Genomic DNA, 13,868 nt, shown 5'->3' with positions numbered 1-13,868 from the left:
AGTCTCACCATTCACGCCATCTGCCCATAGGATAGACGAAGAGGTGATAGACGTATGAAGCAAGGGGACCTGGTCGTCCGCAAATCGTATGGCGGTGACGTATTGTTCCGTGTTGAAGCCATCCGAACCCAATTCGCCCTTCTGAAAGGCACGGACTACCGTCTGCTGGCGGATGCTCCGATTCCTGACCTGTCGACCGTAAGCGATCCTGAATCGACGAGAGCGGTGCAGCAGGTGCGGATCAAGGTGAAGGATTCACTTGAAAAAATGCACACGGTAAAAGAACGTATGGCCGTAACGGCCGACGAGCGCATGCGGCCTCAGACCGATGCCTCCTATTTTGAAATGCCGGGCCGGGTGCTTCATCTGGACGGAGACAACAATTATCTCAAAAAAAGCATGCAGCTCTACAATACCATGGGCGTACCGGCGCAGGGTCTCTATTTGCATGAGTCGCAAATGGCGGATGTGCTTTACCGTTTGCTTCCTCAGACAAGGCCCGACATCGTGGTTATTACGGGGCATGACGGAGTGTTGAAGCATCGAGCTCCAGGCGAGCTCTACAACCTCACCAACTACAAAAATTCACAAAATTTTGTGAATGCTGTTCGTGTTGCTCGCGAATACGAAAAAAACAGGGACGGCCTTATTGTGATCGCCGGCGCTTGCCAATCGCATTTTGAAGCGCTGCTGCAGGCAGGCTCCAATTTTGCAAGCTCGCCGGGCCGTATTTTGATTCATGCGCTGGACCCCGTCTATATCGCCATTAAGGCGAGTCTGACGCCGATTCGTGATACCATCAATTTGCCAGAGGTTATTCATGGAACGATCAGCGGAATTGATGGCGTGGGCGGAATCGAATCCCTGGGAAGGTTCCGGGTAGGCCTGCCTAAACCAAAGGCAACCTAGAAATTACATGTATAATTTAGGCGGAATTACAGAAAACTAGCGTCATTGGCATAGGATTTTAAAAAAAAGGCGAAAACACCGTTGACAAAATAAATAGCGGACTGATATAATATTTTGTTTTATTTGACAAACCCTCCTTCTTTGGTTATAATGGACAAGGAAAGAGGTGGTAGTCAACAATGGCAAAAAATGCGCTATTGGATATAAAACGCAGTTTGGAAGCTCATGTTGGTTCCAGAATTCGTTTGAGAGCAAACGGCGGTCGTCGTAAAACCATTGAACGCACCGGCACGTTGGAAGAAACCTACCCTTCTGTCTTCATTGTCAAGCTGGATGAGGAGCAGCACGCCTTCAAGCGCGTTTCCTACAGCTATGCAGACATTCTAACGGAATCCGTTGAAGTGACCGTATGCAATGATGAGGGCCAAGTTCGTATCGCTTATCTTCAACATTAGATGGACGTAAGCTTCATATAAGTAAGCCTTCGCAATAAGGCAAGCTGGCGCAGATCACCGGGATCTGCGCCTTTTTTTTGCGCTCAATCCGTTTTTGCGGTTGAAACGCCGGAATTGGCGGGAACGGAATGAGAGAAGGGGATGGGGCGCATACTACGGATGCAGTCCGGTGCATTTCAATCGTTAGGATACACCAATCGCTTTTGGACAGGAGGTCATTTCAAATGGGTCGCAGACGTCGAGGCGTTATGTCCGAGGATTTGAAATACGAATTAGCGAAGGACCTGGGTTTCATCGATACGGTGGAGCAGGAAGGTTGGGGCGGCATTAGGGCGAAAGATGCGGGCAATATGGTGAAGCGGGCTATCCAGATCGCGGAGCAGTCCGCATCGAAGCCAGGCCAGTCTTAAGCGTTCCTCGCAATGGTTTGACCAATAGAGCCACGATCGGAAGGCAGCTTTGCAACCGCAGGCTGTCTTCTCTTCGCTTTTCTTCGGTTCCTTTGTTATAATGGGGCTTGATACCTCTTATGAACGGGTGAATAAGCGGAATGAAAATATACGAGAAGGCTCCTGCCAAAATAAATCTGCTGCTTGATGTGCTGCGCAAGCGGGAAGACGGCTTCCATGAAGTCGAAATGATCATGACAATGGTGGATTTGGCGGATCGGCTTGAAATGTCCGAGCTGCCGCGCGATACCATTATTATATCGAGCCAGGTAGGATACATCCCTCTCGATGAAAAAAATTTGGCGTTCCAGGCAGCACGGCTGATCAAGGAACGTTACGACGTCAGGAAAGGCGTCTATATCCATTTGGACAAAAAAATACCGGTTGCCGCAGGGCTTGCCGGAGGAAGCAGCGACGCGGCTGCCACGCTGCGCGGCTTGAACCGGCTGTGGGGATTGGGCATCCCGCAGGACGAGCTGTGCGAGCTTGGCGCTGAGCTTGGGTCCGACGTCCCCTTCTGCGTAACCGGCGGAACCGCCATCGCAAGAGGGCGGGGCGAGAAGCTGGAGCATATTCAACCGCCGCCGCAATGCTGGGTTGTATTGGCCAAGCCTCCGATCAATGTGTCCACAGCGGATGTATACGGGAAGCTGCGTGCTAACGAGCTTCAGTGGCATCCTAGCATGGCCGGCATGACGGAAGCACTGGCGCAAGGTTCTTTCAATGACATGTGCCGCCAGCTTGGCAATGTGCTGGAGACAGTGACGCTTAAGCATTACCCTGAAGTGCTTCAGCTCAAAGAGAGCATGCTTAAACTGGGCGCAGATGGCGTATTGATGTCAGGAAGCGGTCCAACTGTTTTTGGTCTTGTCTCCAAGGAAGCCAAGCTGCCGCGTATTTACAATGGGTTACGCGGATTTTGCAAAGAAGTATACGTGGTAAGAATGCTTACATAGTTATGACGTTTTCCTTGATTAAATCCGTATAAAAATGTTATATTGTGAATATAATATTCGGATTTAGTGGGGGGATAAAAGCGTTGAAGAAGTTGAAGCGGAGTTCCAGGCTGGTGGAAATGACACAGTACCTTTTGGCCCGTCCCCACACGTTAATTTCGCTAACAGCATTTGCAGACCGCTATCAATCGGCCAAATCTTCGATAAGCGAGGACCTCGCAATCATTAAGGAAGTATTCGAGGAAGAGGGAATAGGGGAACTGCATACGCTGGCGGGTGCGGCGGGTGGAGTCAAATATATGCCTATGATGAGGGAGTCTCTGTCTCTTGAAATCATGAAGGAAATTTGCAAGAAGCTGGAGCAGCCGGACCGGGTGCTTCCCGGCGGTTATCTCTATATGACCGACATGCTGGGACAGCCGGATCTGCTTGCCGATGTGGGAAGAATGTTTGCAACCGCATTTGCCGACCGGAAAATCGACGTTATTATGACGGTTGAGACCAAAGGCATTCCGCTTGCCTATGCAACGGCGGCTTGTCTCAATATTCCCGTTGTAATCGTGCGCAGAGACAACAAGGTAACGGAAGGTTCTGCCGTAAGCATCAATTATGTTTCCGGCTCCACGAAGCGAATCCAGACAATGTCGCTGGCGCGCAGAGCACTCAAGGAGCAATCCCGGGTGCTTATTATCGATGACTTCATGAAGGCGGGCGGAACGATTCAGGGAATGATGGATCTGCTTTATGAATTCAAGGCGACGGTTGCGGGTGTCGGCGTATTTGTCGAGTCCGGCGAAGTGGAGATGGAGGAGCGTCTGCTTGAGGATTATATTTCCCTTGCCAAGCTTACCGCCGTCGATATGAAAACCAAACAAACCACTATCATCCCAGGAAATTATTTCAGTTCATAATAAATGCTCAAAACAGAAGTTAGCGCTTGCCTTCGATTGAGGTCAAACAATGTGGGCCAAGGGGCCTCCTATGGCTGCATTCGGCTTGTAAACGTTACGCGACGTCTTTGTGGAGTACCAGGCGTCTTTGTGTAGTGCCGGGGCCGGAAGTTAGCGCCTCGCTACGGACACCCTGTACGTTAAGGACCTCCTGCACGTAACGGTCATCCATGACCATTAAAGCCCTGTTTTGATGCAATGTCCACTTTTAAAGGTCATACATGACCGTAAAAGCTTAAATTCACTCCAAAAACGTGACTTTTGAGTGTCTAAAGGACATCGGTGACCGTTACCCAAATCAAATGTATCCATTTGGGGCTCTAGCGGTCACCGGTGACCGCTAGATGGGGCAAAAATCAGCTGAATGCCATATTCGATGGCGACCATTGCCGTTAGGCATGTTGCGTAACCATATAAGAATTTGTAAGTTTCGGGCTTGCCGAACCAACAAATTTTTATTGGCAATAAAGCCTACCGCTAAACGCGGTCGCTCATCTTCGAGAGGCCTCGATAGTGGTTTTCTCATGGGAAGCGGACTTTTTGAACAACCTCTAAAAAAGGCGGGATATTAATGACGACATCTAACCCTAACCTCCAGGTTATTTCCACTGAAGGAGCGCCGGCTGCTATCGGGCCTTATTCACAGGCGATCAAGCTGGGCGGCCTGCTGTTTACTTCCGGCCAAATTCCGCTGGATCCAGCGGGTAATTTGGTAGAAGGCGGAATCGAGGAGCAAACGCATCAAGTTTTCCGTAATTTGCAAGCTGTGCTTGCGGAAGGCGGAGCTACGTTCCAGGATGTGGTAAAGGCAACTGTCTTTCTGAAGGATATGAATCAGTTTGCAATCGTAAACGGAATCTATTCTTCCTATTTCGGCGACCACAAACCGGCCCGCTCAGCTGTTGAAGTAGCTAGGCTGCCAAAGGATGTTTTTGTCGAAATAGAAGTCATCGCATCGACAAATGTCGAATGATAACGAAATTCTTTCATAGTACAAAAAATATTTTTAAATAAGCATGTTTTTTCCAAAAAACGAGCAGGAATTTGCTTAACTTTGTGGAATTATACACCAAGTCTCCGATAGGCAAAGGTGGTGAACACAAGTGCAAATTACTGATGTCAGACTCCGCCGTGTGAATTCCGAAGGTCGCATGAAGGCAATCGCTTCCATCACTATTGACAACGAATTCGTGGTTCACGATATTCGGGTTATCGATGGAAACAATGGCATGTTTGTTGCGATGCCAAGCAAACGGACTCCGGATGGTGAATTCCGCGACATCGCTCACCCGATTTCTTCCACAACACGTGAGAAGATTCAGGCAGCCGTTTTGGCTGAGTACGAGCGTGCCGCTGAAGAGGTTGTAATCGAGGAAGGCGCTTAAAAAATGCTTTGCCAGGTATGTTTTTTGAATGGGTATTACCACTGAGAAGAGAGCTGCGGCTCTCTTTTCTTTTTTGTGAATATCATATATAGTCAGAACAGGATTGAGAGGAACAGGGAGGTTACCGGAATGAAAGTGATGGCTATTGTGCTTGCCGCTGGACAGGGCAAGCGGATGAAATCCAAACTATATAAAGTGCTGCATCCCGTCTGCGGCAAACCAATGGTTGGGCACGTGCTGGACACAGTCCAGGCGGCCTCCAGCGAGCGGACAGTTGTTATAGTAGGACATGGAGCGGAAACCGTAAAACAATATTTGGGCGATGGAGCAGAATATGCTCTGCAGGAGCAGCAGTTGGGCACGGGCCACGCCGTACGCCAGGCGGAGACTTTGCTGGGCGGAGAAGAAGGGACTACGATCGTCATTTGCGGCGACACTCCGCTAGTTAAGCCCGATACGGTAAAAGCGATGCTGGAGCTCCATGCATCCAGCGGCGCGGCTGCGACCGTACTGACGGCTTCGTTCCAGGACCCAACGGGCTACGGACGCGTCATCACGGATGCCGACGGCGTTGTACAGCGCATCGTTGAGCAGAAGGACTGCACGCCGGAGGAAGCGGCGGTTAAAGAGATCAACACGGGCACCTATTGCTTTGATAATCGCAAGCTGTTCAGTGCGCTTGCCAAAGTCACCAATGGCAACGCTCAAGGCGAATATTATTTGACGGATGTTATCGGGATTTTTAAGGAAGCGGGAGAAAGCGTTCAACGTTATTGCACGGACGATCTTGCCGAAGCTATCGGGGTGAATGACCGGGTTGCGCTGGCAGATGCCGAACGTTTCATGCGGGAGCGGATCAATAAACGCCATTTGCTGGAAGGCGTAACGATTATTGACCCGGCCAATACCTATATTGAGGCGGATGTAACGATCGGAAGCGATACCGTTCTTTATCCGGGCACTGTGCTGCGCAGCGGAACCGTTATCGGCGAGGCATGTGTAATTGGCCCTCAAGCCGATATTTCCAATTGCAAGATCGGTAACGGCGTTGCGGTTAAATATTCCGTTGCTGCGGATTCCGTTCTCGGGGACGGGAGCACTGTTGGCCCTTATGCCAATCTCCGCCCTGGGACCAGGTTGGGCCAAAATTGTAAAATCGGCGATTTTGTCGAGCTCAAAAACGCGCAGCTGGATGACGGCAGCAAGGTTTCCCATCTCAGCTATGTTGGCGATGCCAAAGTGGGCAAAGATGTTAACATCGGCTGTGGGGCCATTACCGTCAACTATGACGGCTTTAATAAGGCGTTAACCGAAATTGGCGACAACGCCTTTATAGGCAGCAATGTCAATCTGATTGCACCTGTCAAGGTTGGTGACGGAGCTTATGTGGTGGCAGGAACAACGATTACCCAAGATGTGCCTGCCGGCGATTTGGCCATTGCCCGTGAACGGCAGGTCAACAAGCCTGGCTACGCGGATAAAATCAGGGCGCGCGCAAAAGCCAAGAAGGAACGCAATTCCAAGTAGAACAGGCCCGGAAAGCGGTCTTGTGTTTAAAGTTCCCCTGGAACGGGTAAAGCTATATGGAAAATCATTTTTTGACAGGAGGTTTTCCATATGGCTATTGCAATCAAGGGAGATCAGCGGCCCGGTAAAACAAAAGGAGAGCTTCGTAAGTTGCGTCTCTCCGGACGAATTCCAGGCGTCGTATACGGTAAACAGCTGAATGCGCCTATCGCGCTCAGCGTTGAGGAGAGAGAGCTTTCCGCGCTGCTGCGGAGCACCCCCAATGCTGTGTTGGAACTTGATATTCCGGCCCATGGCAAACAAACAGTCATGATTGCCGATGTACAGCGCGATCCCCTGTATCAGACCCTGCTGCATATCGATTTTCAAGGAATCAATTTGAATGAGAAGGTTCGTGCCAATGTGCGGATCGAAGCAACGGGAGATTCGGTTGGCGTTAAGGAAGGCGGCATCTTGCAGACTATTCTGCATGAGGTAGAGGTGCAATGTCTGCCGAACGATATTCCCGAAACTCTGGAAGCGGATGTGTCGGGCCTTGGCATCGGCGAAAACTTGCTGGTTCAGGATCTTGTCCTGCCTGGAGGCATTGAGGTTACAGTGGAGCCATCATCAGTTGTGCTGACCGTGCTGGCGCCTCAGAAGGAACTGACAGAGGAAGAAAAGGAAGCTCAGGATGTAGAGAGCATGGAGGCGGAATCCAGATCCGACCATGCGCAGCATGAAGAGATTTCCACTAGTAAATAAAAGCCGGACCCAAAAAGTCTCTATGCCGCTCGAAAAGCGGTCATAGAGACTTTTTTGCGCGGGGGTCGATATCCTGAATTGCCTGGTTGAAGCCGCAGCCCAATAGCATGGTTATTGACAGAAGAGAATAGCGGTGATATGTTACATTAAAGTGTTAATAACAAAACCTAGATGATTACTAAGAAATATATTTTGCACATCGAAGCCTATATAAGGAGTGCTTGCACATGGCATCCATTGTTGTGGATAGTATAACGGACTTGATTGGCTGTACCCCTGCGGTTCGATTGAGAAGACTGACCGGCCCCGACGATGCTGATGTATTCGTGAAGCTGGAATATTTTAACCCCAGCGGCAGCGTGAAGGATCGGGCGGCTTACAATTTGATTCGGAAGGCGGAGCTTGACGGACATCTTCAGCCAGGCGCCACCATTATTGAGCCTACCAGCGGCAATACGGGCATTGGACTCGCCATGAATGCGGCAGCCAGAGGTTACCGGCTCATTATTACGATGCCATCCAATATGAACAAAGAACGTATTCAAATTCTTAAAGCCTATGGGGCCGAAGTGGTTTTGAGTCCGGCAGAGGAGCGCATGCCGGGGGCCATCCGTAAGGCAAAGGAGCTGCAAGCGACCATACCGGGCAGTTTTATACCGCAGCAATTCGAAAATCCCGCCAACCCCGATATTCATCGCAGCACCACGGCTCTTGAAATACTGGAGCAGATGGACCGCAGGCTGGATGTTTTCGTAGCATCCGCCGGGACGGGCGGCACGATAACCGGGACCGGAGAAACGCTGCGCAAGGAACTTCCGGACATTAAAGTGGTGGTTGTAGAGCCAAAGGGTTCGCCGGTGCTCTCCGGTGGCGTGCCGGGTCCGCATAAGCTGATCGGAACCAGCCCGGGATTTATCCCTCCCATTCTGAACCAGAATGTATATGATGAAATTGTTCAGGTGGAGGATCATGACGCTTTGCATACGGCAAAACTGCTGGCCACACAGGAGGGCATACTGGTAGGTCCCTCTTCCGGAGCTTCCGTTTGGACGGCTCTGCAGGAAGCCAAGCGGCTGGGCAAGGGCAAACGTGTATTGTGCATTGCGCCGGACAACGGCGAACGTTATTTAAGCTCCAATTTATTTTAGAGGAAAGAAGGATGGAACAATGGCAAAAATCGTTATTGTATCGGGAACGCCTAACCGAAATTCACGACTGTACGGTCTGATCCATTATAGCGAGGCAAAGCTGCGCGAAAGCGGCCATGAGGTTTCCTTCGTTCATGTGGCGGAGCTGCCGCCGGAGGATCTGATTCGCGCTAACTTCGGCAGCCTTCAGATTAAAGCGGCGCAAGGACTTGTGGCCGACGCCGATGCCCTTATTGTGGCAAGCCCGGTCTACAAAGCCTCCTACACCGGCATTCTGAAGACGTTCCTGGACCTAATCCCGGAGCGGGGCCTGCACGGCAAGCTGTCCCTCCCGTTGTTTATCGGCGGCACGATCGCACATTTGCTGGCGGTGGATTATTCGCTGAAGCCCGTGCTGACGGCACTTGGCGCCCGTCATATACTAGGCGGGGTTTATGCGACGGATCAAGCGGTTGAACGGGTGCAGGAAGGCGGCTACAAGTTGTCCGATGAAATTACAGCACGTCTGGATTCCTCATTGGAGCAGTTGAACGAAGAGCTGCACTGGCAAACGGTAAGAAAAAGCGAGGCATAACCGGTGTTAAGGATTTTCAATACGTTTTTTAAGTTTAAAGTTGGAGGGAGACGCTCGCGTTTCCGCTCCAGCTTTTTGTGCGTTTGCTGCTGCCTTCCCGTTTGAAATCACGCCCAACGGCCGTTTGTGCCCATACTATGAAAAAATCCGAAAAAAGGATAAAATCGTTATAGGGCGTTGAAACGGCTGCCGTCAAGGCGGCGTTCCGCAGGAAGCAAAGGAGTGAAAGAAGGATGAAATGGATCGTCGGGCTGGGCAATCCTGGCTCTGCTTATAAAGATACAAGGCATAATGTCGGTTTTATGGTGGTGGATGAGCTTGCGAAACGGTGGGGCATATCCGTTACGTCCAGCAAATGCAAAGCGCTGATTGGCGAAGGAAATGTTGGAGGCGTTAAAGTCGCGCTTATCAAGCCGATGACTTATATGAATTTATCCGGCGAGTCGGTGCGAGCGTTTATGGATTATTTTAAGGCGGATCTGGAGGACGGTATTGTCGTTTATGACGATCTGGACACGGAAATCGGCAAGCTCAGATTGAGGTACCAAGGGAGTGCGGGCGGCCATAACGGCATCAAATCGCTGATCCAGCATTTGAATACGCAGACCTTTAATCGCATACGGATGGGCATCTCCCGTCCCGAGCCGGGAATGGTCATTTCGGATTACGTATTGTCGACCTTTCCCAAAAAGGATAAGGACAAGTTGGCCGAAATGGTTGAAAAAGCCGCCGACGCGGTTGAATTCGGGCTGAAATCGCCGTTTGAGCAAACGATGGCAAAGTTTAATAGTTAAAAGCAGCCGATGTGGGCATACTGGGTGTATAACCTATCCCCGGGAGGCATACATATGGCTGTAAACTATATCTGCAGGCATTGCAAAACGTCCATTGGCTCCATTAACGCGGCCGCTGTAACCGAGCAGCAGCTAGGCTTTCATTTCTTGACCCTTGAGGAACGCAGCGATATAATAGCGTATGACTCAAACGGCGATGTAACGGTAAAAATCGTCTGCGATTATTGCAACGAAGCGCTTCACAGCAACCCCGATCTGATGATGGTCGGAAATCCGCTTCAATAAAAGCGACGATAATAGCAAGATGCAAGAACAGGCTATGCCAGATGATGATGGCGGTAGCTGTTTTTGCGTGGGCTTGATTGTGCGGTTGGCCCAAGGTTGATCGGGGACTACGCTAGTATGTAGAGATTGTCATATAGAAATGGGGTGCCGCAAACGTTGAAAGCGCTAATTCAAAGCTTTGCAGCGGATAACGATGTCCAGTCGATATTGTCTGGAATCCGCAAAGGAATGCGAGAGCAGATGATATCCGGGCTCGCCGGCTCCTCCCGCCAGGTATTGATTGCCGCGCTGGAGGAAGCGGTGGAGCGTCCGATGCTGGTTGTGACGCATAATATGTTCTCTGCCCAGAAGATAGCGGAGGACTTGCAGGAATGCCTGTCGCCCGAGAAAGTGCTGCTTTATCCTGCGAATGAGCTGATGGCGGCGGAAGCGGCGATCTCGAGTCCCGAGACGCTGGCGCAGCGAATGGACGTGCTTATTAAGCTGTCCCGCGGCTATCGCGGGATTATTGTGGTGCCTTTTTCCGGCGTTCGCCGGTATTTGCCCATCGGCCAAGTAATGGCTGAAGCGCAAATTTCCGTGAAGGTAGGCGATACCCTGTCGCTGGAGGACTTCCTTCGCCGGATGACGGCGCTGGGTTATGTCCGCGCAGACCGGGTGGAATCGCGCGGCGAGATGAGCGTGCGCGGCGGAATCATCGACTTTTTCCCGCTGACCTGGAACCAGGCTTGCCGTGTGGAATGGTTTGGCGACGAAATCGACTCCATTCGGGGCTTCGATCCCGCAGAGCAACGCTCCAGCGATGTGATGGAGGAATGCGTTATTCCTCCTTGTCAGGAGATTATTGCGGACCGTACGAGAATGTCTTCTGCGGCGGATCAAGGCGGCGGGCTGCTGGAGCGCCAGCTGGACAAGATGACGGACCGGACAGCCAAGGAACGGCTTCGCACCGAAATCGGCGGCGAGCTGGAGAAGCTGCGCGAAGGCTTTTATTTTCCTGAAATCTATAAATATATTTCGCTGCTCTATCCGGAGCGGCAAACGATTATGGACTACATGCCGGAAGATACGCTTCTTATTCTGGACGAACCAACCCGCTTGCTGGAAACAGCCAAACAATTGGAACGGGACGAAGCGGAATGGGCTATCCACTTGCTCCAGAACGGAAAGTCGCTGCCTGGTTTTGTGCTGGCCAGAGATACGGAGGAGATATTGCATCACCGTCCATTCCCGACCTTGTTCCTTTCCTTGTTCCTGAGGCAGATTCCTCATTCCCAGCCCCAGAACATCCTGAATATGACGAGCCGCACCATGCAAAATTTCCACGGTCAAATGAACGTGCTGAAATCCGAAATGGAGCGTTGGAAAAAGATCGGCGCCACGGTTATTATGCTGGCCGGCAATGCGGAGCGCATGGACCGGATGAGACGGGTGCTGGACGATTACGGCATCGAACCTCCCAAGCTGCTGGAGGGCAATCTGCAGCAAGGCTTTGAGCTGCCTTCCTCCCATCTGGTGGTCATTACGGAAGGCGAGATGTTTTCGCAGAAGCAGCGCAAGCAGCGCCGAGTTGACCGGAAGATGGACAATGCGGAGCGGATCAAAAGCTATACCGAGCTGAAAATCGGCGATTATGTTGTTCACCATAACCACGGCATAGGCAAATACGTCGGCATCGGCACGTTGGAGATCGGCGGCATCCATCGCGACTATCTGCACATTCTTTATTCGGGCGGCGACAAGCTGTCGGTGCCGATCGAGCAAATCGACATGATTCAGAAATATGTCGGCTCGGAGGAGAAGGAGCCCAAGGTCAACAAGCTTGGCGGCACGGAATGGACCAAAGCCAAAAGCAAAGCCAGGGCGTCGGTACAGGATATTGCCGAAGATCTCATCAAGCTGTATGCGCAGAGGCAGTCTTCCCCGGGTTACGCCTTTGGCGTGGACACCAGCTATCAGCAGGAATTTGAAGCCATGTTCCCTTACGACGAGACGCGGGACCAGCTGCGGGCCATTGAAGAAATCAAGAAGGACATGGAGAAAACCCAGCCGATGGACCGGCTGCTGTGCGGCGATGTAGGCTACGGCAAAACCGAAGTAGCCGTTCGGGCTGCTTTTAAAGCCGCAATGGACAGCAAGCAGGTAGCGGTGCTCGTTCCGACCACTATTCTGGCGCAGCAGCATTACGAAACTTTCCGCGAACGTTTTTCGGGATATCCCATCAATGTGCAGGTTATGAGCCGGTTCCGTTCCCGCAAGGAACAGAACGAAACGATTAAGGGACTGAAGAACGGTACCGTTGATGTAGTCATCGGTACACATCGTTTGCTGTCGCAGGATATGATATTCAAATCGCTAGGTTTGCTTATCGTGGACGAAGAGCAGCGTTTTGGCGTATCCCACAAGGAAAAGCTGAAGAAGCTGAAAAACAACGTGGACGTGCTGACGCTGACCGCGACGCCGATTCCGCGTACGCTTCATATGTCCATGCTGGGCGTGCGGGATTTGTCCGTTATCGAGACGCCGCCGGAGAACCGGTTTCCGGTGCAAACCTATGTCGTCGAATATAGTCCGGCGTTGGTGCGGGAAGCGATCGAGCGCGAGCTTGCGCGCGGCGGACAGGTCTATTATCTCTATAACCGCGTTCAGGGAATCTACCAGATGGCGGAAGCGATCAATGCGCTGGTGCCGGATGCCCGTGTGACGGTGGGCCACGGACAGATGTCGGAGCAGGAGCTGGAGAAGACGATTCTGGACTTCCTGGATGGCGAATCCGATGTGCTGGTGAGCACCAGCATTATTGAAACCGGGGTTGATATTCCCAATGTCAATACGCTGATCGTCCATGACGCTGACAAAATGGGTCTTTCCCAGCTGTATCAGCTGCGGGGACGGGTTGGCCGTTCCAATCGGATCGCGTATGCCTACTTTACCTATCAGCGGGACAAGGTGCTGACGGAAGTGGCGGAGAAGCGTCTGCAATCCATCAAGGAGTTTACGGAGCTTGGTTCCGGCTTCAAAATTGCGATGCGCGACCTGGCCATTCGGGGAGCGGGCAATTTGCTGGGCGCGGAGCAGCACGGCTTTATCGCATCCGTCGGATTCGATATGTATTCTCAGATGCTTGCCGAGGAAATCGGCAAACGCAAGGCGGAGATGACCGGCGAACCGGTTGTTGTGGAGAAGACGGTCACGACGCTGATCGACCTCAGCGTGGATGCTTACCTGCCTTCCGATTATATTTACGACAGCATTCAAAAAATCGAAATCTACAAAAAAGTCGCGGCCGTTCGCACATTTGAGGAGAGCGACGATCTGGTCGACGAATTGATCGACAGATTCGGCGACTTGCCGCAAGCGGTCAGCAATCTTCTATCGGTGGCCCGGCTCAAAATATTCGGTTCCCTATGCGGCATCGAGTCCGTCAGCGGAAAAGGCGACGATCTGATCTTCAAGCTGGCTGCGCCGCTTACGGGCAAAACGGCCCGCAAACGGGTAGACGGCCTTTGCCTGAAATTCGAAAACCGCTTCAAGCAAGGCAGCGAGCATGAATCTCCGCCGACCATTATGCTGCGGGGCAAAGGGCTTAACATGGAGCAAAAGCTGCATTTGTCGGAGAAATTTCTGGACGGCTACCGCGAAGCCGTGGCAGAGAAGCAGGAGCTTCAGAACGCGACCTCGCAAGCCTAGCT

The 13,868-nt window shown here is 51.7% G+C and carries 14 protein-coding genes; all 14 read left to right on the top strand.

Translation table 11 applies throughout. The features are described from left to right. Positions 1 to 54 precede the first annotated feature (54 nt). A complete protein-coding gene (yabG, locus tag ACX93W_RS19045; RefSeq protein WP_459393964.1) occupies positions 55 to 909 on the top strand; it encodes a sporulation peptidase YabG in 855 nt (284 codons plus the stop codon). Between the two features lie 179 nt (positions 910 to 1,088). After that, entirely contained in the window at positions 1,089 to 1,364 is a 276-nt protein-coding gene (veg, locus tag ACX93W_RS19040) for a biofilm formation stimulator Veg (protein WP_068686989.1), read from the top strand. Between the two features lie 224 nt (positions 1,365 to 1,588). Continuing rightward, entirely contained in the window at positions 1,589 to 1,774 is a 186-nt protein-coding gene (locus ACX93W_RS19035; RefSeq protein WP_459393963.1) for a small, acid-soluble spore protein, alpha/beta type, read from the top strand. Positions 1,775 to 1,914: 140 nt separating this feature from the next. Continuing rightward, the gene (gene ispE, locus ACX93W_RS19030; protein WP_459393962.1) at positions 1,915 to 2,769 is read left to right on the top strand and encodes a 4-(cytidine 5'-diphospho)-2-C-methyl-D-erythritol kinase; all 855 of its coding nucleotides are present in this window, start codon (positions 1,915 to 1,917) and stop codon (positions 2,767 to 2,769) included. An 83-nt stretch (positions 2,770 to 2,852) separates the two neighbouring features. After that, complete coding sequence (gene purR, locus ACX93W_RS19025; protein ID WP_459393961.1) at positions 2,853 to 3,680, top strand: pur operon repressor; 828 nt, start codon at positions 2,853 to 2,855, stop codon at positions 3,678 to 3,680. 610 nt (positions 3,681 to 4,290) lie between these two features. Then, positions 4,291 to 4,692 (top strand): RidA family protein, encoded by a 402-nt coding sequence (locus ACX93W_RS19020; protein WP_459393960.1) that lies wholly within the window; start codon positions 4,291 to 4,293, stop codon positions 4,690 to 4,692. A 130-nt stretch (positions 4,693 to 4,822) separates the two neighbouring features. Further along, entirely contained in the window at positions 4,823 to 5,104 is a 282-nt protein-coding gene (gene spoVG, locus ACX93W_RS19015) for a septation regulator SpoVG (RefSeq protein ID WP_068686994.1), read from the top strand. Between the two features lie 129 nt (positions 5,105 to 5,233). Continuing rightward, the gene (gene glmU / locus ACX93W_RS19010) at positions 5,234 to 6,631 is read left to right on the top strand and encodes a bifunctional UDP-N-acetylglucosamine diphosphorylase/glucosamine-1-phosphate N-acetyltransferase GlmU (RefSeq protein ID WP_459393959.1); all 1,398 of its coding nucleotides are present in this window, start codon (positions 5,234 to 5,236) and stop codon (positions 6,629 to 6,631) included. 90 nt (positions 6,632 to 6,721) lie between these two features. After that, positions 6,722 to 7,375 (top strand): 50S ribosomal protein L25, encoded by a 654-nt coding sequence (locus tag ACX93W_RS19005; protein WP_459393958.1) that lies wholly within the window; start codon positions 6,722 to 6,724, stop codon positions 7,373 to 7,375. 227 nt (positions 7,376 to 7,602) lie between these two features. Continuing rightward, complete coding sequence (cysK, locus tag ACX93W_RS19000) at positions 7,603 to 8,523, top strand: cysteine synthase A (protein ID WP_459393957.1); 921 nt, start codon at positions 7,603 to 7,605, stop codon at positions 8,521 to 8,523. A gap of 19 nt (positions 8,524 to 8,542) precedes the next feature. Next, the gene (gene ssuE / locus ACX93W_RS18995) at positions 8,543 to 9,097 is read left to right on the top strand and encodes an NADPH-dependent FMN reductase (RefSeq protein ID WP_459393956.1); all 555 of its coding nucleotides are present in this window, start codon (positions 8,543 to 8,545) and stop codon (positions 9,095 to 9,097) included. A gap of 233 nt (positions 9,098 to 9,330) precedes the next feature. Further along, positions 9,331 to 9,891 carry an aminoacyl-tRNA hydrolase gene (pth, locus tag ACX93W_RS18990; protein WP_459393955.1) on the top strand — a complete coding sequence of 187 codons (561 nt, stop codon included), beginning with the start codon at positions 9,331 to 9,333 and terminating at the stop codon, positions 9,889 to 9,891. Positions 9,892 to 9,945: 54 nt separating this feature from the next. Continuing rightward, the gene (locus ACX93W_RS18985; RefSeq protein WP_459393954.1) at positions 9,946 to 10,176 is read left to right on the top strand and encodes an anti-sigma-F factor Fin; all 231 of its coding nucleotides are present in this window, start codon (positions 9,946 to 9,948) and stop codon (positions 10,174 to 10,176) included. Between the two features lie 156 nt (positions 10,177 to 10,332). After that, positions 10,333 to 13,866, top strand: a complete 3,534-nt coding sequence (mfd, locus tag ACX93W_RS18980) for a transcription-repair coupling factor (RefSeq protein WP_459393953.1) — start codon at positions 10,333 to 10,335, stop codon at positions 13,864 to 13,866. Positions 13,867 to 13,868: the final 2 nt, after the last annotated feature.

The sequence above is a fragment of the Paenibacillus sp. CAU 1782 genome (assembly GCF_054551715.1).
This window is presented reverse-complemented; position numbering and strand designations above follow the sequence as displayed.